Origin of the sequence: Niallia sp. MER 6 (genome assembly GCF_023714395.1) — a bacterium.
Classification (GTDB): domain Bacteria; phylum Bacillota; class Bacilli; order Bacillales; family Cytobacillaceae; genus Niallia.
In genome coordinates, this window is the sequence record NZ_JAMAUK010000015.1 from 1 (window position 1) to 26,449 (window position 26,449).

General features: G+C 39.6%; 24 protein-coding genes and 2 riboswitches. Of the genes, 13 read left to right on the top strand and 11 right to left on the bottom strand.

The window, feature by feature from the left end; genetic code table 11:
- Window positions 1-146: 146 nt before the first annotated feature.
- Window positions 147-1,184: a PTS sugar transporter subunit IIC gene (locus M3600_RS17160; protein WP_237942119.1), complete on the bottom strand. Its 1,038-nt coding sequence runs from the start codon at window positions 1,182-1,184 to the stop codon at window positions 147-149.
- A 232-nt stretch (window positions 1,185-1,416) separates the two neighbouring features.
- On the opposite strand from M3600_RS17160, the gene M3600_RS17165 reads away from it, so the two are divergent.
- Window positions 1,417-2,637 carry a sensor histidine kinase gene (locus M3600_RS17165; protein ID WP_237942118.1) on the top strand — a complete coding sequence of 407 codons (1,221 nt, stop codon included), beginning with the start codon at window positions 1,417-1,419 and terminating at the stop codon, window positions 2,635-2,637.
- 88 nt (window positions 2,638-2,725) lie between these two features.
- On the opposite strand, the gene M3600_RS17170 is transcribed toward M3600_RS17165, so the two are convergent.
- From M3600_RS17170 to M3600_RS17190, 5 genes are all read right to left on the bottom strand, one after another.
- On the bottom strand, window positions 2,726-3,850 hold the full coding sequence (locus tag M3600_RS17170; RefSeq protein WP_251646851.1) for a 5-methyltetrahydropteroyltriglutamate--homocysteine S-methyltransferase: 1,125 nt from the start codon (window positions 3,848-3,850) through the stop codon (window positions 2,726-2,728).
- A gap of 108 nt (window positions 3,851-3,958) precedes the next feature.
- Window positions 3,959-4,062: riboswitch (SAM riboswitch) on the bottom strand.
- Window positions 4,063-4,157: 95 nt separating this feature from the next.
- Window positions 4,158-5,168: a FecCD family ABC transporter permease gene (locus M3600_RS17175; RefSeq protein WP_233316056.1), complete on the bottom strand. Its 1,011-nt coding sequence runs from the start codon at window positions 5,166-5,168 to the stop codon at window positions 4,158-4,160.
- Complete coding sequence (locus tag M3600_RS17180; protein WP_251646853.1) at window positions 5,165-6,163, bottom strand: FecCD family ABC transporter permease; 999 nt, start codon at window positions 6,161-6,163, stop codon at window positions 5,165-5,167. The genes M3600_RS17175 and M3600_RS17180 overlap by 4 nt, the downstream gene beginning before the upstream one ends.
- Window positions 6,164-6,239: 76 nt before the next feature.
- Entirely contained in the window at window positions 6,240-7,163 is a 924-nt protein-coding gene (locus tag M3600_RS17185) for an iron-hydroxamate ABC transporter substrate-binding protein (RefSeq protein ID WP_233316054.1), read from the bottom strand.
- On the bottom strand, window positions 7,114-7,959 hold the full coding sequence (locus M3600_RS17190) for an ABC transporter ATP-binding protein (protein ID WP_233316160.1): 846 nt from the start codon (window positions 7,957-7,959) through the stop codon (window positions 7,114-7,116). The genes M3600_RS17185 and M3600_RS17190 overlap by 50 nt, the downstream gene beginning before the upstream one ends.
- Window positions 7,960-8,140: 181 nt before the next feature.
- Between M3600_RS17190 and M3600_RS17195 the strand changes: the two genes are divergently transcribed.
- Window positions 8,141-9,223, top strand: a complete 1,083-nt coding sequence (locus tag M3600_RS17195; RefSeq protein WP_233316053.1) for an NAD(P)/FAD-dependent oxidoreductase — start codon at window positions 8,141-8,143, stop codon at window positions 9,221-9,223.
- Between the two features lie 33 nt (window positions 9,224-9,256).
- Here M3600_RS17195 and M3600_RS17200 read toward each other — a convergent pair whose 3' ends face one another.
- Window positions 9,257-10,018: a hypothetical protein gene (locus M3600_RS17200; protein ID WP_251646855.1), complete on the bottom strand. Its 762-nt coding sequence runs from the start codon at window positions 10,016-10,018 to the stop codon at window positions 9,257-9,259.
- Window positions 10,019-10,714: 696 nt separating this feature from the next.
- On the opposite strand from M3600_RS17200, the gene M3600_RS17205 reads away from it, so the two are divergent.
- The 6 genes from M3600_RS17205 (at window position 10,715) to rfbB (ending at window position 16,502) form a co-directional block, all read left to right on the top strand.
- Window positions 10,715-11,884 carry an ABC transporter substrate-binding protein gene (locus M3600_RS17205; protein ID WP_251646857.1) on the top strand — a complete coding sequence of 390 codons (1,170 nt, stop codon included), beginning with the start codon at window positions 10,715-10,717 and terminating at the stop codon, window positions 11,882-11,884.
- Between the two features lie 86 nt (window positions 11,885-11,970).
- Window positions 11,971-12,846: a branched-chain amino acid ABC transporter permease gene (locus M3600_RS17210; protein WP_233316050.1), complete on the top strand. Its 876-nt coding sequence runs from the start codon at window positions 11,971-11,973 to the stop codon at window positions 12,844-12,846.
- Window positions 12,847-12,855: 9 nt separating this feature from the next.
- Complete coding sequence (locus M3600_RS17215) at window positions 12,856-13,797, top strand: branched-chain amino acid ABC transporter permease (RefSeq protein WP_233316049.1); 942 nt, start codon at window positions 12,856-12,858, stop codon at window positions 13,795-13,797.
- Window positions 13,784-14,566 (top strand): ABC transporter ATP-binding protein, encoded by a 783-nt coding sequence (locus M3600_RS17220; RefSeq protein WP_233316048.1) that lies wholly within the window; start codon window positions 13,784-13,786, stop codon window positions 14,564-14,566. The genes M3600_RS17215 and M3600_RS17220 overlap by 14 nt, the downstream gene beginning before the upstream one ends.
- Entirely contained in the window at window positions 14,566-15,273 is a 708-nt protein-coding gene (locus M3600_RS17225) for an ABC transporter ATP-binding protein (RefSeq protein WP_233316047.1), read from the top strand. The genes M3600_RS17220 and M3600_RS17225 overlap by 1 nt, the downstream gene beginning before the upstream one ends.
- Before the next feature lie 248 nt (window positions 15,274-15,521).
- Complete coding sequence (gene rfbB, locus M3600_RS17230; RefSeq protein ID WP_251646859.1) at window positions 15,522-16,502, top strand: dTDP-glucose 4,6-dehydratase; 981 nt, start codon at window positions 15,522-15,524, stop codon at window positions 16,500-16,502.
- A gap of 65 nt (window positions 16,503-16,567) precedes the next feature.
- On the opposite strand, the gene M3600_RS17235 is transcribed toward rfbB, so the two are convergent.
- Complete coding sequence (locus M3600_RS17235; RefSeq protein WP_251646862.1) at window positions 16,568-17,764, bottom strand: NAD(P)/FAD-dependent oxidoreductase; 1,197 nt, start codon at window positions 17,762-17,764, stop codon at window positions 16,568-16,570.
- A 130-nt stretch (window positions 17,765-17,894) separates the two neighbouring features.
- On the opposite strand from M3600_RS17235, the gene M3600_RS17240 reads away from it, so the two are divergent.
- Entirely contained in the window at window positions 17,895-18,233 is a 339-nt protein-coding gene (locus M3600_RS17240) for an MGMT family protein (protein ID WP_233316042.1), read from the top strand.
- Window positions 18,234-18,311: 78 nt separating this feature from the next.
- Here M3600_RS17240 and M3600_RS17245 read toward each other — a convergent pair whose 3' ends face one another.
- The 3 genes from M3600_RS17245 to M3600_RS17255 form a co-directional block, all read right to left on the bottom strand.
- Window positions 18,312-19,403 (bottom strand): alpha/beta fold hydrolase, encoded by a 1,092-nt coding sequence (locus tag M3600_RS17245; protein ID WP_233316041.1) that lies wholly within the window; start codon window positions 19,401-19,403, stop codon window positions 18,312-18,314.
- Between the two features lie 207 nt (window positions 19,404-19,610).
- On the bottom strand, window positions 19,611-20,558 hold the full coding sequence (locus M3600_RS17250) for an L-lactate dehydrogenase (RefSeq protein ID WP_237942110.1): 948 nt from the start codon (window positions 20,556-20,558) through the stop codon (window positions 19,611-19,613).
- A 31-nt stretch (window positions 20,559-20,589) separates the two neighbouring features.
- A complete protein-coding gene (locus tag M3600_RS17255) occupies window positions 20,590-22,206 on the bottom strand; it encodes a lactate permease LctP family transporter (protein WP_251646863.1) in 1,617 nt (538 codons plus the stop codon).
- Window positions 22,207-22,519: 313 nt separating this feature from the next.
- A riboswitch (TPP riboswitch) is annotated at window positions 22,520-22,621 on the top strand.
- 108 nt (window positions 22,622-22,729) lie between these two features.
- Here M3600_RS17255 and tenA point away from each other — a divergent pair.
- Genes tenA through M3600_RS17275 form a run of 4 tightly spaced genes read left to right on the top strand, consistent with a single transcriptional unit; the run spans window position 22,730 to window position 26,297 of the window.
- The gene (gene tenA, locus M3600_RS17260) at window positions 22,730-23,413 is read left to right on the top strand and encodes a thiaminase II (protein WP_233316038.1); all 684 of its coding nucleotides are present in this window, start codon (window positions 22,730-22,732) and stop codon (window positions 23,411-23,413) included.
- The gene (locus M3600_RS17265) at window positions 23,413-24,009 is read left to right on the top strand and encodes an ECF transporter S component (protein ID WP_233316037.1); all 597 of its coding nucleotides are present in this window, start codon (window positions 23,413-23,415) and stop codon (window positions 24,007-24,009) included. Before tenA ends, M3600_RS17265 begins: the two co-directional genes overlap by 1 nt.
- Window positions 23,987-25,600 (top strand): ABC transporter ATP-binding protein, encoded by a 1,614-nt coding sequence (locus M3600_RS17270; RefSeq protein WP_251646896.1) that lies wholly within the window; start codon window positions 23,987-23,989, stop codon window positions 25,598-25,600. The genes M3600_RS17265 and M3600_RS17270 overlap by 23 nt, the downstream gene beginning before the upstream one ends.
- Window positions 25,566-26,297, top strand: a complete 732-nt coding sequence (locus M3600_RS17275) for an energy-coupling factor transporter transmembrane component T family protein (protein WP_237942107.1) — start codon at window positions 25,566-25,568, stop codon at window positions 26,295-26,297. The genes M3600_RS17270 and M3600_RS17275 overlap by 35 nt, the downstream gene beginning before the upstream one ends.
- The last annotated feature ends 152 nt before the right edge of the window (window positions 26,298-26,449 follow it).

Genomic DNA, 26,449 nt, shown 5'->3' on the forward strand with positions numbered 1-26,449 from the left:
GTGAAAATCTTTTTACTCATTATTTTCTCCGTCTCCATGTTTCTCTAGTTGTGTTACATAATTATACAAAAAAATACCCTATAGGTAGACTTTTTTTAAGTGTCTACTCTATAGGGTACATTTTAATTCCTTAACGGCTTTTTTTATTAGTCGAAATGAAGCTTATAATCATCTGCTTTGATAACTTTAAGTTTTCTGGCAAAGATATAAATTAAGGCAAGGTTGAGTATGACTGGAACGATAAAGAATACGGAAATCATAATGGTAATATTCTTATATGTCCACCCTCCGTCAGCCAAATGCATATAATTTAGCGGACCTACAAGTCCTGAAAGCCCAAAGCCTGCACTGTAAGGAGTGCCCTGTATATTTAAGAATCCTGCTAATGCACCTAGCACAGCAGCGGTTATCAGCATTGGAAACAATATCTTAGGCTTCATAAAGAAGTTCCTCATCTGAATCTTTGGTGAGCCGAGCACATGTGCCAACGCTGTTCCGAGTGCGTTAGCTTTATAGCTTGCAATTGCCAAGCCGATGCCTGCTGCAACAATTCCAAGGTTCGCTGCACCTGACCCGATCCCGGATAATGAAATAACAGTCGCAAGGCCGACGGTTGAAACGGGAGACAAAATGATAATGCAGAAAATGACAGAGATGATGGCTCCCATCAGTACTGGTTGAAGGGTAGTAACATGCTGAACCCCTACACCAATAATTCCTGTTGTGTTTTTTATGTAAGGCAAGATAAGATATCCAGCCATGCCTGGCACTAATATACTCAAGGTAGGCAAGAGTAGAATAGAATATGCCTTCAGGCGGTCTCCTACTAATTGGACAAATAATACGGTTAAAGCGGCAGTTAATCCTGTGTTGATGACGACCCCAATTCCGTTTAAGGTAAATAGCCCATCAGCCGTTTTTTGAATAACACCGCTCCCGACCATCGCGGCAATGCCGACACTCGCTGTTTGGATGGAGGTGAGCTTAAAGGATACTCCGACCATTACACCAATAAGCACAGGCAGCAGGCTCATCACAAATACGGTGATGTCATAAACATGTTGAAGGGATGGTATATAAGGTATCAGAAGCTTTAAAATTTCCCCTAAAAGTGCATTTGGTATTAATGAGACGACAATGCCAATACTGATTCCAGTTAATAATTTGTTGAAAAACTCTTTCATCCCCATAATCTCCATTCCCTTGTATTTTGTGGTAATTATATGCAATATATAGGTGGGCGTCAATAAAAATTTTTAATACTTTAACGCATGTGTGTGTAAAAGTGATGAAGTATTAAAAAAGGTAGTTGGAAGCAGATAAAAACCATAACAAATAACTGGAAAAACGTATTCAAGCGCTTGCCAGTTTGGTAGACTAAAGATGTATGGAAATTAAATAAAAGGTGCATAAAACATGAATTCATATAAGGATTTTAATGTAAAGGTTTATTACGGGGTTATAGCTGTTATCATCCTGTTCATGGTGACAGGAATGGTAGCAAGTTTATTCATGGAGACAGCGGGACTGCGCTTTGGGAATTACTTAAATGCAGTAGAAGTGGTCATATTATCTGTGCTGTTGCTGCTGTATCCGAAGATTTCTGGCTGGTGGCTTAATTTTTTAATCATCATCGTTGGAACGGCCTATTTTTATACGATATTTTATGTATATCCAGATACATGGTCTTCCTTTATTTTTGTATGTTTCATCCCGGCAATCTCCATTTTATTTTTTGATAAACAGCTTTTCATATTTTCAATGGTAATGAATATATGCCTTTACTTGCTTGGATATGGTTACATTCTGTTTATGGACAAGGCAGAGACATTTGGGCTGCTAGGAATAAATGTTCCAGGCAATGTTATTAACTTCCTAGGAAGCCAAGCGCTATTATATTGTATTTTTCTTTTAACATATGAACGAATAAAAAAACAGCAATTGTATTACAAACAGCTTCAGCAATCAGAAAGGCTGAAAACTACAGGTCAGTTAGCAGCAGCTGTAGCCCATGAAATCAGGAACCCATTAACAGTAGTAAAAGGTTTCCTGCAGCTCTATCAGCAAGAGGAGAAAATGGATGAAGGCTCCAAACGGAACTATAGCCTGATGATTGATGAGCTGAACACAGCAGAGCATGTTCTTTCTCAATTTCTGATGCTGGCAAAACCCGATAATGATATTAAGCTGGAGAAGGTTGAAGTAGACTACTTGCTTCAAAGCGTTACTGATCTAGTAAAATCATATGGAATTCTCAGGGATAATAATATATTTCTCCGTGATGTACAGAAGGATTGTTATATTTTAGTGAACACCATTGAATTTAAACAGTTGATGATCAATCTGTTGAAGAACGCAATGGAGGCATCGCCGTATGGTGAGCCAATCTTTATTGAAACAGAGCTGCAAAAGGATATGGTGGAAATAAAAGTGACAGACCATGGCTGCGGTATGTCAGAGGAGGAAGTCCAATCATTAGGGACACCGTTTTATTCCTTGAAAAGCAAAGGAACCGGTTTGGGAATGATGATATGCTTCAATATTGTCGAAAAGTATAACGGAAAAATCAACATTGAAAGCAAAAAAGGGGAAGGAACGATAGTTAAAATTCAGTTCCCGCTTGTAAAAAATCCGTAAGAAAAGGAAAGGGCAGCAAATTGCCCTTTCCTTTTTTATGGGAATATTGATATAAACAAGCAGGAAGACAAATAAAGTGCCCGTTTTATTATTTAGTTACTGGTTCTTTAGCTTCCCATAATTCCTCGGCAACTTCGACTACTAACCGCAGCTTTTCCCACTGCTGCTCTTCTGTCAGTTTATTGCCGTGGTGTGTCGACGCAAAGCCGCACTGTGGACTTAAGCATAGCTGCTCTAAAGGCAGGTGATTTGCCGCATCAAGAATGCGGGCTTTTAATGTTTCTTTCTTTTCTAATTCGCCAAACTTAGATGTCACAACTCCTAAAACAACCTTTGCTCCTTCATGAGGAATATGTTCAAGCGGTTTGAAGTCACCTGAGCGTTCATCATCATATTCAAGGAAGAAGCCATCAACCTTCTCTTTTGCAAGCAAAGTCGGTGCAATTAAAGAATAGCTTCCTTCGAAAGCCCAAGTTGATTGGTAGTTTCCTCTACACAAGTGGGTTGTAACAACAAGATCCTCTGGTTTATCTTCCAATATGCTGTTAATGACATACAATGCTAACTCAATCCAATGCTCCCTGCTGTACTCTCCGTCATTAAAGGTATGCTCTGGCGAAGAAAGTCTTGCAATATAAACATCGTCTAATTGTAAATAACGCACACCAGCATCATAGAAAGCTTTAATAGCGTCACGGTAAGTTTGGATTACGTCTTTTGTGAAGTCTTCTAAGTTTGGATAAATAGCTTCATTTCTAATAGTGCTGTAAAAAAGCTGGTTCGGACTAGGGATGGTTTGTTTCGCAACAGCGCGATCTCCGACGATGTCTTTAAACACTTTGAAATCTTCAATGAATGGGTGATTTGGATTGAAAGCAATCTTGCCGTTATTGCGGATATTATATTTTTCTGTTTCCACGCCATCAAATTTATAACCGCTTTCTGGTACATAGCCTTCGATTCCATCCAAATGCTCAAGGAAGTCAAGATGCCACCATGTGCGTCTAAATTCTCCGTCTGTCACGGCTTTTAAGCCAATCTCGATTTGTTTATCAACAATTCTCTTAATCTCTGCTGTTTCCACAGCACGAAGCTCATCTTTTGTAATATTGCCTTCTTTGAATTCTTTTCTAGCTTTATGCAAGCTTTCAGGCCGCAATAAGCTGCCAACGTGATCTGCTCTGAATGGACCTTGGTTTACTATTTTTGTCATGATTAACTCCTGCTTTCGTTATTTTATTTGGAATGAAAGAAGATAAGCCTAAAACACACAAAAAGCCTCTTCTTGTAAATAAGAAGAGGCGAACATTCACATTGGCTCTTCTTATCTTCAAGCGTTGCGCTTCTGGAATTAGCACAGTATTCTAAGCAGAATCTGTTGCTGAGGTATCAAAGGGCCAGTCCCTCCACCTCTCTCGATAAGAAATGATATTTTTATTTTTGTTTTTGAAATATCTGTATACTAGATTAATTGGAAAAATCTAAATAGTCAAGGAAAATATTTTATTATATTGATATACTTATTTTTTCTTGAACAGCAAATACATGAAGTAAGGCGCGCCAATAATGGCAGCCATGATTCCAGCTGGGACTCCGTCAGGATCAAGTATGTTTTTGCCAATTGTGTCCGCAGCCAGAAGGAAAAGCCCCCCGATCAGCAGTGCAACAGGTAAATACATTTTATGCCTTGGGCCGACTAATGCTTTCGCAATATGAGGTCCCATTAATCCTATAAAGGAGATGCTTCCTGTTGCGGAAACAGCAGCAGCAGCCAGAGCGACCGCAGCTATTGCCAGAACTATTCTCTCCTTCTGAACCGATGCGCCAATACCGACAGCAACAGGCTCGCTGAAGGTCAGAACATCGAGTTTATTCGCTTTGTATAAAGTAAAAGGAATAAATACAATCAGCCAAGGAAGCATAGCCAAAATATACGGCCAGTCTGTTCCCCAAACATTGCCTGCCAGCCATTTTGAAATGAACTCTACTTTTTCTCTTTCAGCAGAAGAAATCAGCACAACCATGATTCCTGATAAAGCCATAGAAAAGCCTACCCCAACTAGTACAAGGCGAGTTGGCTGGAAACCGAGGCCTTTATCGTATGAAAAGAAATAGATAAGCAGGGCGGACGCAACAGCACCGGCAAATGCACAAACTGGAATCATATAAACAAACGATCCAGCGTCAATCGGGAAAAACAGGAAAAAGATTGCAACAGCAACACCGGCGCCTGCGTTAATGCCAATAATGCCCGGATCTGCTAAATCATTTCTTGTGATGCCCTGCAGAATTGCTCCAGAAAGAGAGAGGGCAACCCCTGCAAGCAAGGTAACAATAATTCTTGGCAAGCGAACAGAATATAGAATAAATTCCTCTGAGAATGTGCCATTTCCAAACAGTGTCGGCAGAAGCCGTGACAGACCGAAGGAGGCGTACCCGATACTCAAGGAGATTCCAATAGTCAAAAATATGAGTGCTGCAAGCACGGTGATAACTAGTTTTTGTTTTTTCAGCAGTGCAGAGGATATCATGCGAATTTACTTCCTCCTTTTTTAACGATGAATAAAAAGAAAGGCAAACCTAAAATACTGATTATTGCTGCTACAGGTGTTTCATATGGAGCATTCATTGTCCTTGCAACAGTGTCAGCCATCAGCATAAAAATTCCACCTGCAATGGCTGTAATCGGGAGAAGAAAGCGATAATCTGTTCCTGCAGCCCAGCGGACCATATGTGGAACCATCAGCCCAATAAACGCCATATTTCCAACAAGTGCGACAGCGGCTCCTGCCAGAATAATAATAACAATAAAAAGCAGTCCCTTAACCAAGGCTGTCTTTTGCCCAAGCCCGACTGCTACATCTTCACTTAAGCTTAAGATAGTAAGCTGCCTGGATAAAAAGAAGGCAACAGCGATGCCAATAAGGATGGCAGGAAGAATAATCTTAAGCTGTCCCCATGATGTGCCAATCAGACCACCAGAAGTCCACATCGACACATTTTTATTGATGTGAAAAAACAGGCTGATTCCTTCAGCGATGGCAGTAAGGAATGCTGTTACAGCTGATCCTGCCAACACAAGCTTAAGCGGAGAGTTTCCTCCTTTTCGCATCATCCCGATTCCAACTACTAAAACCATGCCAATAGCGGCACCAACAAAACAGATTAACATTATACTGAAATAGTTTAATGACGGGATAAGTGCTAAAGATAAAGCTAAGGCGAAATTTGCACCTGCAGTCAATCCAAGCAAACCAGGATCAGCAAGCGGGTTTTTTGTTATGCCTTGCATGATAGCACCAGAAACGGCTAAAGCAGATCCCACTGCAATTGCAGCAACCTCTCTAGGAAGACGGATTTCCCGCAGTATATTGCTGTTTTGATTTTGGTGTTCAGAAGTGATGGCGAGCCATAAGTCCTTTAATGATGTATCGGCAGCTCCGAAGATCAAGGAGATGATAAATGCAGCAATCAAAAGAGAGATACCTATTAATAATTTCCATACAAACGAAATAGAATTAGTCATTTTATATCATCTTTTCTGTTTAGATTTGTATAAAAACATGCTGCGCACAAACGTGCACAGCATGCAATCCTAGTAGTTAGTTGCCTAGAAAATGCTCTTTAAAGAATTCCAGTTGATAATCAAGCGTCACAGGATCATTAAAGTAGAATTCATTTGCATTTGCTTTAAATACATGGTTATTTTTTACTGCTGGTATATTTTTGTATGCTTCTGTTTCTTGATAAGAGTTATCTTGATCTGCATATTCACTGATAATCAAGTAATCTCCTACATACTCAGGCAGCACTTCTGAAGATAATGCATAGTATCCGTCTGCAAGTGCCATTTCTTTCACCTTTTCGGGCATGTTCAGCTTCATTGCTTGATAGAGTATTTCAGTTCCGCGACCCCAGTTGTTGCCGAATACATACATTTGCTTATTAAAGTTTTCGATGACAGTTACTGTTGCATCTTCCCCTATTTTTGCTTTGATTTCTTTACCAGCTGCATCTGCACGCTGTTTAAAGTCATCAACCCAAACTTGTGCTTCTTTTTCTTTATTAAGAAGCTTTCCAATTTCAAGATGCTGTGTTAAATAGTCTGCCTTGCCATAAGTAAATGTGACAGTTGGAGCGATTTCATTTAACTTGTCTACATTTTTAATAGTTGATAATCCGATGATTAAATCTGGCTTTAATTCAATTATTTTCTCGAGATTTTCATCTGTTACTTCTTCTACGTCTTTCAACTCTGAATCAAATCTTGGGTTTTGCTTTGACCAGGAATCAACACCGACTACGTTTACTCCAAGTGCCATAACGTTACCAGTGAAGGTGGATAATACGACAACGCGCTGTGGATCTGCAGGTACTTCAACAGGTCCATTTTCAGACTGGTAAGTAATAGTTCCAGATTTTTTGTCTGTATCTTCTGTATTGCCGTTCGTTTCTGATGCCTTATTTCCACAGGCACTAATAACTAGCAATAAGATTAGAATCATTGGCAATAACGACTTCTTCATGTTTCTTGTCTCCTTTTATGAGGTGGTATGTTAAGCATATCGGCTTTTTCGTGCGAGGGTCTTCCCCTATTTCCGCATCAATTTGAAAAACTTTTCGTAAAATATCTTTTGTAAGGATTTCCTGCGGGCTGCCAGCTTTAACTACCTCACCGTCTTTCATTGCTATAATATAGTCAGCAAATCTCGCGGCTTGGTTTAAGTCATGAAGAACCATCACGATTGTTCTGCCTTGTTCTTCATTAAGCTTCTGGAGCAATTCGAGCACTTCTAATTGATGTGCCATATCTAAATAAGTTGTCGGTTCATCAAGAAAGATAATATCTGTTTCTTGGGCAAGTGCCATTGCAATCCATGCACGCTGTCTTTGACCGCCTGACAAGGCATCTACAGATCTGTCCTTGAATTCCTTTGTATTGGTCGACTCTAACGCCCAATCAATGGCCTCGATATCATGCTGTGATAGTTTTCCGAATCCTTTCTGATGAGGGAAACGCCCGTATGACACTAGCTCCCCTACTGTTAATCCTGCAACACTTTCCGGTGTTTGAGGAAGTATAGCCATTTCCTTTGCAAGCTGTTTCGTATGTATTTTGCTTATGTGCTTGCCATCCAACAGGACAGAACCAGACTGGTGCGGGATAATCCGCGTCATTGCTTTTAATAATGTTGATTTTCCACAGCCATTAGATCCAATAATTGTCGTGATTTTTCCATCTGGTATAACAACATCAAGGTTTTTAACTATTAGCCGTTCGCCATAGCTGATGCTTATATCCTCGGTATATAGTCGCCCCATCATTATCCTCCTATGATTTTCTATTATTAAATAAATGAGAATGATAATCATTTTGAACAAGTAAATCTTATTATCGTTTCATATTTCTGTCAATAATCCATTGTAAAAATTTTAAAAACGGGTTATGATACTAAATGAGAATGAGAATCAATTTAATTCCAAACCATAGGAGTGAAGTAATATGGAAAATACGGAAATATTCGATGTGACGATTATTGGTGGTGGACCAGCAGGACTTTACTCTGCTTTTTATAGTGGTTTAAGAGAAATGAAGACAAAAATTATTGAATTTTTGCCCCATCTTGGAGGCAAGCTTCATCTTTATCCTGAAAAGATGATCTGGGATGTAGGCGGCGTTACACCGCTTCCAGGAGAAAAGCTAAGAGAACAGCTAGTACAACAAGGGCTTACGTTTAATCCGGAAGTCGCATTAAATACAAAAATTACATCTATAAGCAAAAATGCTGAGGGATGTTTTATATTAGAGTCAGCTAATGGTGAGCAGCATTATTCAAAAACGGTTATTGTTGCTGTCGGCAGCGGAATACTTACTCCACAAAAAATAAAAATTGAAGGTGCTGAAAGATTTGAGGTTTCCAACTTGAATTATACAGTTAAATCTCTCATGCAATTCAGAGATAAAACAGTCATTATTTCAGGCGGAGGCAATTCAGCAATAGATTGGGCCCTTGAATTAGAGCCAATCGCTAAAAAGGTATATATAACTTGCAGAAAAGACAGCTTTAAAGGACATGAAGCTAAAGCTACACAGCTTATGGAAAGTAAGGTAGAATGTCTTTTCCACACATCGATTACAAAGCTTATCGCAAAGGATGGTCATGATACGATTGATTCGGTAGAAGTCACAAATAATCAGACAGACGAAGTCGGTTTGCTTGATGTTGACGAGGTTGTCATTAACCATGGCTATGAAATGGATTCCTCATTATTAAAGAACAGTGATCTGGAAATCAAAATGTTGGATGATTTTTATATTGCCGGCAATGCCAACAGTGAAACATCTGTTGAAGGATTGTATGCTGCCGGAGACATTCTGAAGCATGATGGAAAGGTTCACCTGATTGCAGGTGCTTTTCAAGATGCAGCCAATGCGGTAAATAAGGCAAAGCTGTTCATTCAGCCAGACGCCAACACTAGTGCGATGGTTTCTTCTCATAATGAAGTCTTTAAAGAACGAAACAAAGACATCGTCAAAAATATGATGCAATGTGACGATTGCACACAAATGAAAGTGAAGATATAAAAAAATCCGCTGTACTAGCAGCGGATTTTTTTGCTATTTAACCGAAACAGCCATCTTCAATGCAACAACAGGATCCCCTGTTGTTGCAAGAGTGTATAAAGTGGAGTCATCCTCCCATATTATCCGAATCTCAGCATTATTTTCACCTTTTGGATAGCTTACCTCTACCATGCCTTCATCATGAGGAGCAGGCAGAGCGTGTTCCTCTAAGTATTTTACCATCTTTTTGCCGTCTACCTGTAAATCGCGATTATCAGCAGACACCGCTTTAATCTGTAGAACCCATCTGCCTTCCTTCCATTGAAGATAAGTACTTCCTGCTGCTCCTTCGAGTATACCGTTGATGCCGTAGCCTAAATCGACAGACATATCCTCAGGGATATTCTCTTCATCAAAAGCGGGGAACGCAGGAGCATCCTCATCTGTAGTTGCTGTGAACTCTGCTAATGGCTCACCAGCTTGATTTGAATCTTCGGCTACAGACTCGTAAAAGCGGATGCTGTAGCCAACCTGTGTGTTTTCCTCAATATGTGCTCCAAGATAATTGCCATCCTCAACAGGAAAGCTTTCTGGCAGCAAAGCATCTTTTATTTTCAACTCGTTTCTGATATCTGTTAATACTTCTCTATTAGTAAGCTCCGTGGCGGCATCTGTGTTGTTAGCAGTTTGTTCTGCTTGCACTTGATTGCTGCTAGCAGAAACCTTCGTATTCTCCGTACTATTTGCTTGTTCCTTTGTACTGCAGCCTGTGAGTAAAAGGCAGCTGGCAGTCAGCATAATGGGAAATATTTTCATTGGTATTCTCCTTTCTACTCCATTCTTACTTGTTCTTTTCCCTATCTTTCATTAAAAATGAGTTTTTTTGAAAATTTTTTTTAAAAATTTACGAAAATTTTGAACACCGTTGTTCATAAAATATGTCATGTTAAATGACAAATTAAGGTTTGCGAAGAATAGTCTTTTTTAGCTGTTAAAAGCAATAGAATAGACTGAATGCTTAATAATAGGGAAATATGCAGTTATTTTAAATATAAATGTAATTATACTAATAAATATAAGTGTTAGATTATGTGACAAATTTTAATTTAATAATAAAACTATATGCAAATATCTACTTTGGTAGAAGGGGATTAGGTTGTAAATAACTTGTTTTGTGAAAAGATATAACATCAAAATGGCAAAATCAAGGTATTGCTTTCTACAATAATTTGAGGTTAATATAATAATCACATTAGTTCCATTTTTCAAAAAACTATTAGTGAATATGAATAATTTGGTTCTAATAAATAACGAGAGAGTGCCGATAAATAGGAAAGCAGCGCTAATTCTAAACAAAACTGTCTTAAATTTTCAGAGTTATTAAACTAATTAATAATTATATTAAAAATAAAGACAGCGGCGTACTAGAATAGCAATTATGTTTCAAAGAGATAGAGAAATAGCTTTGGAGATATTATTTTCGGAATACTTAAACAAAAGGGGAATTCAAACATGAAGAAGAAGCTTAGTTATTTGTTAGCAACGTCTGCTTTAGCGGCAGGAATCTTGGCTGGATGCAGTCCAAAAGGTGACAGCGGTGCAAGCAGTGATGAAATAAAATTCGGAATCAATTTAGAATTATCAGGTCAGGTTGCATCATATGGACAATCATTAGAAAGTGGAATTGATTTAGCAATTGAAGAAATCAATGCAGACGGCGGAATTGACGGCAAAAAAATTGTCCCTGTAAAGGTTGATAATAAATCAGATCTTACAGAAGCAACAAACGGAGCCCTTAAATTAATTGAACAAGATAAAGTATCGGCAATCATCGGTGCAGCAACAAGCGGTGATACAGTAGCACAAGTTCAGATTGCCAATGATAAACAAACGGTATTGCTAACTCCATCAGGAACAGCACCAAACGTTACAGTAAATGATGATGGCTCTGTAAACGAATATGCTTTTAGAACATCCTTCATCGATCCTTTCCAAGGAAATGTTGCGGCAAACTTCGCAACAGAAAAACTGAATATTAAAAATGCAGCAATTTTTGCTGACAGTGCCAGTGATTATGCGAAAGGTTTAGCGGCAGCATTTAAAGAAACATTTGAAGCAAATGGTGGAAAGATTGTGTCTGAAGAAGCTTATGTAGCAAAAGATACTGACTTTAGCTCTACATTGACAAGAATTAAGTCAAAAAATCCAGAATTCGTATTTATTCCAGGCTATTACGAGGAAGTTGGACTTATCATCAAGCAAGCTCGTGAAATGGGTATCACTGTACCATTTATGGGAGCAGACGGCTGGGATTCACCAAAGCTTATCGAACTTGCTGGTGCAGAAAACTTGAACAATACGTATATCACAAACCATTATTCTTCTGAAGATCCAGATGAAAACATTCAAAAATTCGTTAAAGCATTTAATGATAAATACAGCAAGAGCCCTGACGCGTTCAATGCACTTGGCTATGACTCTGTATACTTGTTGAAAGATGCAATTGAAAGGGCTGGAAGCACAGATTCAGAGAAAGTGAAAGACGCATTAGCTGAAACAAAAGATTTATCCTTAATCACTGGTGTAGTCTCCATTGATGAGAATCATAACCCAATCAAATCTGCAACAGTGCTTGAATATAAGGATGGAAAACAAGTCTTTAACTCAAAGGTTAATCCTTAATAGTTCAAAAAATGGGGGGGAGCATCCTCCCTATTTTATATTTTAGGAGAAAAAAAGGTTAGTTTTGGAAGAAGGAGTGAGAAAAAATGGAATGGATACAGCAGCTTGTCAACGGCATCTCCCTTGGCAGCATTTACGCACTTATCGCATTAGGTTATACAATGGTTTACGGAATTATTAAACTTATCAACTTTGCCCACGGGGATGTCTTTATGGTCGGCGCCTTTATAGGCTTTTATTCCATTACAGGCTGGGGATTGGGGTTTTTCCCTGCATTGATTGTTTCCATGGTAGCATGTGCTATTTTTGGTGTAATTATTGAAAGAATTGCTTATAAAAGACTGCGAAATGCTACTAGGATAGCGGCCCTTATTACTGCTATCGGGGTTTCGTTATTAATTGAATATGTATTTATTTACTTTAGAGGAGCAGGCTTAGTTGCCTACCCGAATGTACTGCCAACAAAAACATTTGAAATTTTCGGTGCGCAAATCAGCAGCAAGTCGCTATTAATTCTAGGAACTTCTGTAACGTTGATGCTTATTCTGCAATTCATTGTCCATAAGACGAAAACAGGAAAAGCAATGCGCGCAGTTTCTCATGACATGGATGCTGCGAGGTTAATGGGGATTAATGTAGATAGAACAATCTCAGCTACATTTGCTATCGGATCGGCTCTCGCTGGGGCTGCAGGTGTTATTTTCGGTGCTTATTATACAAAAATCGAGCCATTAATGGGTGTAATTCCAGGGTTGAAGGCTTTCGTTGCTGCCGTACTTGGGGGTATTGGCATTATTCCTGGAGCAATGGTGGGCGGACTTATTTTAGGTCTTGTTGAGACAATAGTAAGTGCACTCGGCTTCTCACTTTGGAGAGATGCTGCTGCATTCATCATCTTAATTCTGATACTTATCTTTAGACCAGCTGGTATTTTAGGTAAGAATACGAAAGAGAAAGTGTAGGTGAAGACAATGAAAAAATCAAAAAGTTTCTGGGTGTTTTTGGTGCTTTCCATTATTGCCTACAGTGTTATCCAATATTTAATAACTTATGGAATAATTGATTCTTTATACAGCAACATGATTATCTTGATTGCGATCAATATTATGCTGGCAGTCAGCTTGCATTTAGTTATTGGGATAACAGGCCAGTTTTCAATTGGACATGCAGGTTTCCTTGCTGTCGGTGCTTATGTATCTGCGATTGTAACGATGAAATTACAGCTTCCTTTTCCTGTCGCAATTATCGCAGGCGGTGTAGTCGCAGCTCTGGCTGGCTTATTGGTCGGAATCCCGACATTAAGACTAAGGGGAGACTATTTAGCAATTGCTACATTAGGCTTTGCAGAAATTATTCGTATCTTTTTCTTGAACATTGATTATGTTGGCGGAGCTGCAGGGATGCAGGTTTCCCATATGACCACTTGGACATCTGCATTCATCTGCTTGTTTATTACAGTGTTAGTTATTGTTAACTTTACGAACTCTCGGCATGGACGTGCAGCCATTTCTATTAGAGAAAATGAAATTGCTGCAGACGCAATGGGAATCAACACAACTTATTATAAAGTCGCAGCATTTGCAATTGGCTCCTTGTTTGCTGGGGTTGCAGGCGCACTGCAGGCACATAATTTCTATATTATTAACCCTACTAACTTCGGTTTCTTGAAGTCTTTTGACATCTTAATTTATGTTGTTTTAGGTGGATTGGGAAGCTTGTCTGGTTCTGTGATTGCAGCTGTTTTCTTGACCATCATCTCCACCTATCTGCAGGATTATCCATCAACACGGATGATTATCTACAGCTTAGTTCTCGTTATTGTTATGCTATATCGTCCTAAAGGTTTAATGGGCACATTGGAGATCACTGATTTATTTAAGCGGAAAGGAGGCGGTTCGAATGGCAAACAATGATGTGCTTTTGCAAGTGAAGGGTGCAGGCATTCAATTCGGCGGATTAAAGGCCGTTTCAGAAATTAATATAGAGCTTAACCGCGGTGAATTGATTGGTCTTATCGGTCCGAATGGCGCAGGGAAAACTACAACATTCAATATGCTGACAGGTGTCTATGCACCTACAGAAGGAGAGATTTTCTTTGACGGAAAAAAGCTGAAGGGCTTGAAGCCATACCAGGTAACACGGCGCGGTATCAGCAGAACCTTCCAGAATATCCGTTTGTTTAATGAATTAACTGTTCTGGACAATGTAAAGGTAGCCTATCATTCTTTAGCTAAGCATTCGATGTTGAGCAGCATACTCCGCCTTCCTTCCCACTTTGCAGGTGAAAAGGAAATGGAAGAAAAATCGATTGAATTTTTAAAGATTTTTCAGCTTGACCGCTATAAAGACGAAAAAGCAAAAAACCTGCCATACGGCCAGCAGCGCCGGCTCGAAATTGCCAGAGCGCTTGCAGCAGGTCCTAAGCTGCTATTGCTTGATGAGCCTGCAGCAGGGATGAACCCGCAAGAAACACATGAGCTCATGGAGTTGATTGCATTTATTAGAAAACAATTCGATTTGACGATTCTGTTGATTGAGCATGATATGCCTCTAGTCATGGGAATCTGTGAGCGCATCTATGTTTTGGATCATGGACAGCTGATAGCAGAGGGTACTCCTGATGTAATCCGCAATCATCCAAAGGTAATTGAAGCATATTTAGGCGAGGAGGTTGCAGAATAATGCTGAAAGTAGAAGACATTAATGTCTATTATGGCAATATACAAGCATTAAAGGGAGTCAGCCTCGAGGTGAATGAAGGAGAAATCGTCACACTTATTGGTGCAAATGGTGCAGGAAAAAGCACGCTCCTAAAAACATTGTCAGGGCTGCTTAAGCCAAAGAAAGGAAGCATTGAGTACTTAGGCAAGTCTATTTCAGGAAAAGCAGCTCAAACGATTGTTAAAGCGGGTATTTCCCACGTACCAGAAGGACGCAGAGTTTTCTCCAACATGACAGTGGAAGAAAATCTTGAATTAGGTGCTTACTTGCGCAATGATAAAAATGAGATAAAAAAAGATTTGGAAAAAGTATATGAAGTGTTTCCGAGATTACTGGAACGGAAGAAACAGCTGTCAGGAACACTTTCCGGCGGAGAACAGCAGATGCTAGCAATGGGAAGAGCTATCATGGCAAGGCCAAAGCTGCTTTTGCTTGATGAACCTTCCATGGGCTTAGCGCCGCTGTTTGTAAAAACAATATTTAAAGTTATTCAGGAAATAAATGCAACAGGAACTACCATATTATTAGTCGAACAAAACGCCAATATGGCTCTGTCCATTGCAAACAGAGGCTATGTCATCGAAACAGGCAAGGTTGTGCTGTCAGGGACAGCCGCCGAGCTGTTAGAAAGTGATGATTTAAAGCAAGCCTATCTTGGCGGACATTGATGGTTTTGGTAAGCTGCCTTTAGTAAGGCGGCTTTTTTTATGTGGCAGTAATTTTCTAGCCAGAATGTACAGCATAATACAGGCTTAAAAAATCACTAAATTTTTATCAAAACAGCCAATCACCATGTATTATATAAATGAGAACCCTCAGAATTAAAAGTTGTTAGGGAATGCTTGATTTCAATAATATAAGAGTTTCTATAGATGACTCAATGGAAGTATAACAATTTCCGATGGGAGGAATCATTGTGAATTTGCTTGTAACAGGCGGAGCCGGCTTTATTGGCAGTAATTTTGTCCGTCATATGCTTGATACATATCCAAATATGATTATTGTTAATCTCGACTTGCTGACGTATGCAGGTAATTTAAACAGCTTGGCGGATTTAAAGGGAAATCCTCGCCATAAGTTTGTTCATGGCAGCATTACGAATCGAGAGCTTGTTAATCATTTGCTTGATGTTTATAGTATTGATGGAATTGTCCATTTTGCTGCAGAATCGCATGTAGACAGAAGCATTATTAATCCGGGTGCTTTCGTGGAAACAAATGTGCAAGGGACGCTAGTTTTGCTGGAGGCAGCAAAGATAAAGGGAGTTGGCCGGTTTGTGCATATTTCTACAGATGAGGTTTATGGAAGTCTTGGCGAATCTGGCTATTTTACAGAAGGCAGCTCCATTGCTCCAAACAGTCCATATGCGGCAAGTAAAGCAGCAAGCGATATGCTTGTTCGCTCCTATTATAAAACGTATGGTTTAGATGTAAATATAACAAGATGCTCTAATAATTATGGGCCATATCAGTTTCCTGAAAAGCTCATTCCGCTTTTGATTACAAATGGTGTGAATGGGGAGAGGCTTCCTGTTTATGGGGATGGAAAAAATATCCGCGATTGGATTCATGTTAAAGACCATTGTGCTGCAATTGACCTTGTTCTGCGCAAAGGAAAAAAAGGGGAAGTTTATAATATCGGCGCAAGAACAGAAAAGACCAATAATGAAATAGCGCAGTTAATCATGAAAGAATTAAAGCTGCCAGAAAAAAGGCTGCTATATGTAAAGGATCGGCCTGGTCATGATTATCGATATGCTGTCAATCCGGAAAAGCTGGAGAAAGAATTAGGCTGGAAACCAATGTATTCTTTTGAGACCGGCATTAAAGAAACAGTTGATTGGTATTTGGCTAATGAATCATGGTGGGGCCCTTTAAAAGGCAAGCAAGGAACATAACATAATCAGGGGTAAAGGCGCACTAAAGGGAGTCACTTATTCTTTAATGTGCCTTTTATTCATTTTTACCTCATGTATATTGCAAGGTCTGGATGACTGCCTGTAGTGATAACTTCACGAAGAATTTTCGCTAAGGCCATGCTGTAAACAAGACCGTTATCTCCATAAGCCATTAAAAAGTAGCAGTTAGGAAATTCCTCGTATTCCCCTATTAGCGGAAGGCCATCATGTGTCCCTCCATAAAAGGCACCTAAATAGTAATCTGCTTGAAGAGCTAGATCAGGGAATAATTTTTTGCATTCTTTTATAAGCTTGTCTTTTCGGCCGATAATTTTTGCATCCCGCTCTTCGGCAATAGCAGTGTTTTCATCCAAACCGCCAATAATAATGCGGTTATCTGAAGTTGTACGCATATAAATGTAAGGACGGGCAGTCTCCCATATCAATGTGCGCTTATGCCAGCTGGAGAAATCTTCAACCGGATTAGTAATGACAGCATAGGAGCTTGACAGTACACTGTTTTTTTCTTGTTTAAATTCTAGGTTTTCGTAGCCTGCAGCAAAAATTACATGTTTAGCTGTAATCGAGTGACCTTTATCTGTATACAGAACGGCTTGGTCCTTTTCTAGCTTCTTGCCATTTATTCTTGTGTTTTCGTAAATAGAGACTTTCTTTTTCGCAGCACCGTCTAAGAGGGCGTGATTGAACTTGAAAGGGTTCAGCTCGCCGTCATTATATGTATAAAGGGCTTTGTACTTGCTGAATCCATATTTCTCTTTTATCTCCTCTTCTGAAAGCAAATCAGCCTGAAAACCGTGCTTTGTAAGATAAGCATACTCTTTATCAAGCTTGACAACATCCTCTGGGTAGCTCGCATAATAAAGGCTGTCTCGCCGCTTGAAATCAGAGGCAATATCAAGTATGGCTGCTGCCTTTTCAATATCATTGATTGCTTCTTCACATAGCTTTAAATGTCTGATTGCCAGCTCCTCACCAAAGCTGTTTACAAGCTCAAACAGCATTTTATCGCCAAGGTATTGAATCAGAGCCGTGTTTGTTGAAGTGCTGCCTTCTCCAATCCTCCTTTTGTCCACTACAGCAACATTCAAGCCTGTATCCTTTAAGTAGTGGGCACATTGGGCACCAGAGCTACCGCCGCCAACAATCAGCACATCACAGTTAATGTCCTCCTCTAATGAAGGATAGACAGGTGCTTCTGGAAATGTAGTCGGCCAATAATAGTTTCCAGCTTGCAGTTTCATTGCGTTTTTCCCCTCTCTTCATTTAATCTAATCATATAAAGGTTAATTCCTGCATAGCATTTCCTGATTTCAGAGTTTTTACTTAGAATGGAAGTGTTAATGTAAAAAAATAAAGGTAAAGGCTAAAATTATGACACCATTTACAGAGAAGGTAATTGAAATCATTCAAGCTATTCCATATGGAAAGATCATGACATATGGCCAAATAGCAAAAGCAGCAGGGAGCCCGAGAGGTGCAAGACAGGTCGTAAGAATTCTGCACACTTCTAGCAGAAAGCACAATCTTCCTTGGCACCGGGTCGTCAACGCGAAAGGTGAGATAGTGATAAAACAGGAGGAAGGAAGTGCTATGCAAAAGCAGCTTTTGGAAAGTGAGGGTGTAGAGTTTATAAGTGCGAACAAGCTTGAATTGAAAAGATATCAGCACATTCCTTTAGAGGAGTGGGAAAGAGATTATTTTGATGAATAAGACAGACAGAAATAACAGTCACAATCACTTTTACTGCATCTAAAAAACCCTTCAAAACCGCCTTTAGGATTCGAAGGGTTAATGGCTCAGCGAAGTTTTTTGTTTTAGTTCCTGTAAAGATTGCTGAAAAGCGCTGTTAAAGTGGTCGGGATTATCCATCATGACATTATGTCCTGCATTTGGAATGGTGATGAGTTTTTTGTATGGTGCCTCCATGAGAGGATAATATTTCTCCAATAAGTAATTAAAATGAAGATCATATTCACCAACCATGTAAATGACAGGTACATGGTAGTTCGAAGGAAGCTTCCGCAAATCGTATCTCATTGCATATTTCGATAAGGGAGCTTGAAGCTTTTCCATCTTGAGAAAATAGGTTAAATGCCTAAGAGAAAAGTAAGGCGAAACTATTCCAGCCTTTATGAAAATAAAAGAATCCTCTACGTAAGAAATATACTTCTTTGCAACCTTATACATTTTTAGAACTGCAGCTTCGGTTGCTTTAAGGCTGTCATGCAATCCTTTTTGCAAACGGTCCAAAATCTCAGCATCCTTTGATTCCCCTTGTACAAGAGCTTTCTTTCGTATTTCAGCTGCCATAAGTGCAGCACCTTCATTTAAATGAACGATTTGAGAGATGCTGATATAAGCTTTTGTCAGTTCAGGGTAGCGCTGGACAAACATGCTGCCGATAATCGTACCCCATGAGTGTCCCATTATTATGATGCTTTGCTGGTTAAAGCGCTTTGCCAAATAGAGGGTGATTTCATGAATATCCTCAACAAGCCGGTCGGCGGATAATGTAGCAAGGACATCAGCTGCATTCTTTTTGTTCAGAAAATACGTCCTGCCTGTATTTCGCTGATCCCAATTTACAATGGTATAATCCTGCTCCCATTCATATTGATACGTATGCAGCACAGGAGTCATCGAAATGCCTGGTCCACCATGAAGAAAAAGAATAACTGGATTGCCAGTATGCTGTCCTCTTATATATAAGTATTGTTCTATTCCGCCAATATTAATTGTCAGTTCCTGATCAATCCCATTTTGTGATTGAATTCTATGCTTCTTAAGCATATTATTTGCGAGAATTCTCCTGCAGATAAAAAGGATGGTTATAAGAAGGAGGAACATGACCAATGCTTTTATGAAAATAAATTTTATCACTGGCTGTACCTCCGTGTTAGTCTTCATTTTATAGTAATGCTTTCTTCTAGACATTAGCAGATTAACTGGAAACAAACAATAATTTTTCCAACTTTTCACAAAAAAGGATGCTTGAATCTATCTATAGCACTAGCATGGTCAAATATTTGGAAAACTATTAAACAAAACTAGAACCCTGATGCAAATTAGCATCAGGGACTCTGTTTGTTAGATTACCGTAGACATTGTTTCTTTCAAAACTTTTACAGAATGGTCGAATTGTTTTTGTTCCTCTGTGTTTAACGGAATTTCAAGCACCTCACGAATTCCATTCACATTAATTACAGCAGGAACACCGATATAAACATCTTTATGACCGTATTGTCCATCTAAGTAAACAGATACAGGCAGGATAGAATTTTCATTTCCTAATATAGCTTTTGTGATGCGAACAAGAGACATTCCGATTCCATAATAGGTTGCGCCTTTTCTCTCAATAATATGGTATGCCGCATCTCGGACATTGACGAAGATATCATCAAGATCCTTTTGGCTGTACTTGCTGTTTTTAGCGATAAGTGTCTCGATTTCTTCCAATCCTATTGTTGTGCGGCTCCAGACTGGCAGTTCTGTATCACCATGTTCCCCAATGATAGCAGCATGGACGTTTCTAGTATCAACATTAAAGTATTCACCAAGCATATAGCGGAATCTAGCTGTATCTAAAGTTGTTCCAGAACCGATTACCCTCTCTTTAGGCAAACCAGATTCTTTCCATGTTACATATGTCAGAATATCAACAGGGTTTGTGGCAATAAGGAAAATGCCGTTAAAGCCGCTGTCCATTACATTTCGGACAATCGTTTTGAAAATCGCTGTATTTTTTGCTACTAAATCAAGACGTGTTTCACCTGGTTTTTGAGGCAAGCCTGCAGTGATGACAACTAAATCTGCCTCTCCGCAATCTGCATATTGACCGCTCCATACCTTCACTGGAGTAGGTGCAAAAGGAATTCCATGATTTAAGTCCATTGCCTCTCCTTCGGCTCTTTTTTCATTCACATCAATCAGTACTAGCTCTTCGGCAACACCTTGATTGATGAAAGAATAAGCATAGCTGCATCCGACTGCACCAGTTCCAATTAAAACGACACGATTGATATTTTGCTTTTTCATAAGTAACTCTCTCCTTTAGATGATTAATATTTTAAAATAGTATCCAACTGACTAATCCAACTAACACTAGCAGACAAATGCTGTATTTAATGGTTACTTTAAACAAGTCGCTGTCTCTGCCTGCCAATCCTACTGCCGCTGCTGCTACAGCGATTGATTGTGGAGATATCATTTTGGCCATTGTGCCGCCAATGACATTGACTGCAACCATTGTTTCAGGTGCAATGCCAATTTGAGTGGCTGTGACAGCTTGCAGTGGTGCAAATAAGGAACCACTGTTAACAACAGACCCTGTAAGGAAAACACCTACCCAACCTAATAATGGTGCAAATAATGGGAAGATATCCCCTGTTGATGCAAAGGCAAGACCGAGTGTAGAAGACATGCCAGAATAGGTGCATATATAGGCAAATCCAAGCACACTGCAAATAGTCAGTACAGGTGCTAACAGCTCTTTTGCTGTTTCTTTCGTTGTTTCCATAAGCAGTTTTTTTCGGCATTTAAACAATATGCTCGCAACAATGATTGTAATCACAATTGCTGTTGTTGTAGATGAAAACAAATCCAGTTTAAAGATCGCTGCATATGGGGTTGCTTCTGGCACAATTGGTGCCAGTTTTATCACATTGTTATTCAGGAATGGAATTGGCAGCTGAAGCACTAATTTTTCCAATGGCCCGCCTGAAATAAATAAGTTCTTGAAAAAAGATAAGTTGAACAAAGTAACAATAATAGTTAAAAAGATAAATGGCAGCCAAGCATAGGCAATAGTAGATAATGAGTACTTCACCGTACTATCAGCTTTTTCCTTCTGATTAACACGGTAAATCTCCTTAGGCTGCCATTTTTGCAGAAAGAGAGCTAGTGTCACAAGGCTGACGATGGCTGCAAATATATTGGCTAACTCTGCTCCGATAAAGTACAGCACCAAAGCTTGAGTAATGGCGAAGGACAAACCAGATACGAGCACTGCCGGGTATGTTTGTCTAATACCTTTCCAGCCGTCGATGATAAACACGAGCAAAAATGCAACGAATAGGGCGAGAATCGGAATAATGATGGCGGTATACCTGCCGACTGAAAGTCCATCCAGTCCTGTGAGGAGTGATGGAACGGTTACAGGTATTCCCATTGCTCCATATGCACCGCCTGCAATGTTGGCAATCAAGCAAAGACTTGCCGCATAAATTGGACTGAAGCCCAGCCCTACTAATATGGCAGCGGTTATCGCGACAGGTGCGCCAAAACCAGCTGCTCCTTCTAGGAAGGCTCCAAATGAGAAGGCTACAATCAAAACCTGCAAGCGTTGATCTGATGTAATAAAGGATATGCTATTTTCGATAATGGCAAACTTACCAGTTTTGACAGTAATCTTGTAAAGGAAGATGGCGGCAAAGACGATGGAAGCAACTGGCCAAATTCCTGCAAGTGCACCGTATAATGCTGACATAAGTGCTAAAACAAAAGGCATTTTATATATGAGAACAGCCACAATTCCTGCAGCGATAATACTCAATGCTCCTGCGATATATCCCTTTAACTTAAATAAAGTCAACATGAGGATGAAAAATAGTATCGGTATTGCAGCGATGATAGCTGAGATCCATAAGTTATTCATTGGATCATAGACTTGGTTCCAAGGTGTCATGTTTTTTCAGCTCCTCTTAAATAAAAGATTTAATTTACAATGTCATTATAAAACATACTTTGTGAAATATATCACATAATTTTTGTCTATTTTGTGAAAGTGAAGTGTAAAACGCTTACTATGCTGTTTGATGTTCACCTGTTTGTAACATTTTCATGAGATTTCGAAATGAAAACAATGTCTATAGTTTTATCCAAATGCTGTTTTTTTATATGCTTTTTTATGAAAGGAGAAAAGAAGGGAGTTCTGATTTTTTCGAATATTTTATTGACAGTATTTAGCTGTTTATGTAAAGTATAGGTAAATTAATAGGAAAATCCACTAGGGGAGCCAATCGAGGCTGAGACAAGAAGTTCTTGGACCCTTTGAACCTGATCTAGTTCGTACTAGCGTAGGAAAGTGGAGTTGGTATCTATTCGGTTATTTTTATTTGACTTTTATAGGCCGCTCCATTTTTGGAGTGGCCTTTTTATATTCAAGTTCACTCTTATTTTCCTATTAAACAAAAAGGAGGAGAATAGTGATGAGTTTTTCTAAGCAGTTGCGTCAAGAAGCAGATCCAATTTTCGAGGCTATTTTTGAACATCCCTTTGTCAGAGGTATTGCCAATGGAGATTTGAAAAAGGAACAGCTAATTCATTATGTAAAGCAGGATTTTGAATACTTGAATTCCTTCATGCAGATTTATGGAACAGCTATTTCTAAATGTGAAAATAGGGAGGATATGCAAATGTTCAATGAGCAGATTTCCTTTGTGCTCCATAGTGAAATCCACCCTCATAATAATTTTTGTGAAGTGGCTGGAGTTACGTATGAACAGTTGCAAGGTTTCCCCCTTTCTCCAAGTGCGCACCATTATATTCGCCATATGCTCACGGTTGCCCAAACAGGAGGAATTGCAGATATTCTCGCGGTACTGTTGCCATGTCCGTGGACATATGCAGAGATAGGCAAGAGGCTGCTTGAAGAGGTGAAGCCAGACCGAAGCCATCCCTTCTATGATTGGATCGTCTTCTACGGTGGTGGTTCAATGGGAATTACAAGCACCTTTTGCGAACGTCTTGATGAATTAGCAGAAAGCCTGAATGAACACTATAAGCAAAAGTTGCTAGAGTACTTCTTAATAAGCTGCCATATGGAATATAAGTTTTGGGAGATGGCTTATACGCTTGAGGACTGGCCTGTGAAAATGGAGGTAAAAGCATAGTGAACTGGAAGATTAAAGAGGTAGTGCTGATGGTTGTCCTGTCCGTTGCGTGCGGGGTGTTATATTTAGGCTGGTCTAGTCTTTACTTGCCGATTTCTGCACTAGTTGGCCCAGTTGGTTCTAACTTTATGTTTGGAATATGGGTGATAGCAAGCCCGATTGTCGCATATATCATTCAGAAACCTGGAGCAGCTTTCATCTCAGAGGTTGCAGCTGCCGCCGTTGAGCTTCTTACTGGCAGCCACTTTGGATTATCAGCATTGCTGATTGGTGTCTTTCAAGGGCTTGGTGCAGAGGCCGCTTTTGCACTGTTCCGCTACCGAAAATACCATGTTTCCGTATTGATGCTCTCCGGTGCATTTGCAGCAGTAGGGAGTATGCTGTACAGCATCATCGCCAATGGATTTGGCTATTATACATCAGGTACATTGCTGCTTACATTAATCATTCAAGTTATTAGCGGCATGCTGCTTGGTGGACTGCTTGCTAAAGTTATCGTCGATTCCTTATTTGCAACAGGTGCGCTTGACCAGTTTTCAATAAATAAACAAAAAGCTTCAAAGGAAGATAATGATGAGTTCATTATTAGGATGTAAAAATCTATCTGTTCAGTTTTATGGTCAAAATCAGCCTGTTCTTAAAAATATTACCTTACAGTTCTACCCTGGTGAAACAGTCTTAATTGTTGGGCCAAGTGGTTGCGGGAAGTCAACATTGCTTGCTGTCCTCGCAGGCATCATTCCAGAACACCAAGAAGCAAAAATGAAGGGGGAAGTGACTAGAAAGAACCGTGTCGGGATTCTGTTTCAAGATCCTGATACGCAGTTCTGTATGCAGCATGTGGATGATGAAATAGCCTTTAGTCTCGAGAATAAAAGGGTCCCCAAGGAAGAGATGACAGCTAAGATCAAGGAGCTGCTGAAGATAGTCGGACTTGAGGTTGAGCTTGATACAAGGATTGATGCATTGTCAGGTGGGATGAAGCAGCGCCTTGCCTTAGCTTGTGTTCTAGCAATGGAACCAGAAGTGTTATTTTTAGATGAGCCTACCGCCCAGCTCGACCCTGTTAGCAGAAGAGAAATATTCGCCGTCTTAAAGCAAATCTCAGAACGAAAAAAACAGACGTTGATTATGGTAGAGCATGTGTTGGATGGCTGTATCGAATGGGCAGACCGTATTATTTTGTTAAATAAAGAGGGGAAGGTAATGGGTGATGCCGATCCTAACAGCGCTTTATGTGAATTTGAAAGTGTAATAGAGGAAGCTGGGATCTGGAGCCCAGAATTGTATCCATATGATTGGGATGAGATCATTAATGACAGTCACCATCCATTAAGCAAACAATTAAAGGAAAGATATCGGCAAAGAAAAGCAAACAAAGTCCAAGTAGAGCGGAGCACCCTTTTGGAGGTGCAAAATCTATCTGTTTCCTATGAGAGCAAGGAAATTCTTCATAATCTAAACTTCCGGTTTGGAAAAGGCGAGTGGATCTCGATTATTGGAAAGAACGGAAGCGGAAAAAGCAGCCTGTTGAAGGTGCTGGCTAAATTGAAAAGAAGAAACAAGGGCAATATCCTCTTTAAAGAACTGGAGTTAAAAAATTGGAAGGAGAGTCAGCTTTATCAGCATATTGGCTTTGTCTTCCAAAATCCAGAGTGGCAGTTCATCACTCAAACTGTTTATGAGGAAACTGCCTTTTCAGGAGAACAGCAGAAGTGGCATAAAGAGATGATTGAAACAAAAACTTTGGCGCTTCTGGAGGAGTTTGGTCTTTTACAGCATAAGGACGTTAATCCATTCAACTTAAGCTTTGGTCAAAAAAGAAGGTTGAGTGTTGCAACAATGCTGTTGCTAAATCAGGATATTCTTTTCCTTGACGAACCTACCTTTGGACAAGATAAAAGAACGACAGAGAAGCTGTTAAAAATGCTGAAGAACCGGCAGGAGCAAGGAACAACGATTGTAATGGCAACCCATGATATGAATCTTGTTGACCAATATTCTGACAGAGTCCTGTTTTTTAAGGAGGGTGCTCTTGCATTTGACGGCCATCCTTTCCTGTTATTTTCCAATCCTCAGCAGCTAAACGAAACGGCAATCATCCCGCCTTTGCACTATGCCTACATAGAAGCAGTAAAGGAGGAGTTACCTAATGGAGGGCAATCAGTCTTATCTGTCTCATATTAATCCAAGTGTAAAGCTGATAGCCCATCTTGCTGTTATGTTTTTGCTGATGATGATAAGCGAACCAGGTAAAACATTATTAATATGGACGGCATTTTTATTTCTAGGCATGATAGGTGGGGGCTGGACAATCAAGTATTTACTGAAAGTGATGCCTCCTTACTTTGTTTTTTTTGTACTAACCTTTTGGATGCTTGCAGCGTTTGGAAAAGGAGAAACTGAAATATGGCAATGGGCATGGTTTAGAATAACAGCGGAAAGTGCAAGCAATGGCCTTACCATTGCAACGAGAATGCTAGCATTCGTGACTATAGGGTTGCTTTTCACCTCTACCACATGTATCCATCCATTTATGATGAGTCTTGTACATCAGCTTAAAGTTCCGCCAAAATGGGCATACGGATTTATGGCAGGCTTTCGTTGCATACCATTGTTCCAAAAGGAGCTTGCCCACTTAAAGGAAGCGCACCGAATAAGAGGCTGCAGGCATAATGGCAGCTGGCAAACATTTAAAAGATATGCAGTTCCACTCCTTACAAATGCTGTTCGAAAGTCAGAACGAATGGCCCTTGCAATGGAGGTAAGAGGTTTTACAGGTGACAGAGACAGAAGCTATTACAAAAAGACAATCGTTACAAAAAAGGATTATTACTATGCCAGCTTGCTTGTAGGCAGTACAGTTTTCATTTTAATTTTTTAAACAGAAGGGTAAGGGCTTTTTGCTCCTTATCCTTTTATTTATTGAAGAAAATCCAGATCAAATTTTAGTGTTCCGATACATGGGTATATTAAGGAATATTCTGCCGTTTATCACTATAAAAATGGAAATAAAATCTAATGAAAAAAGAATTG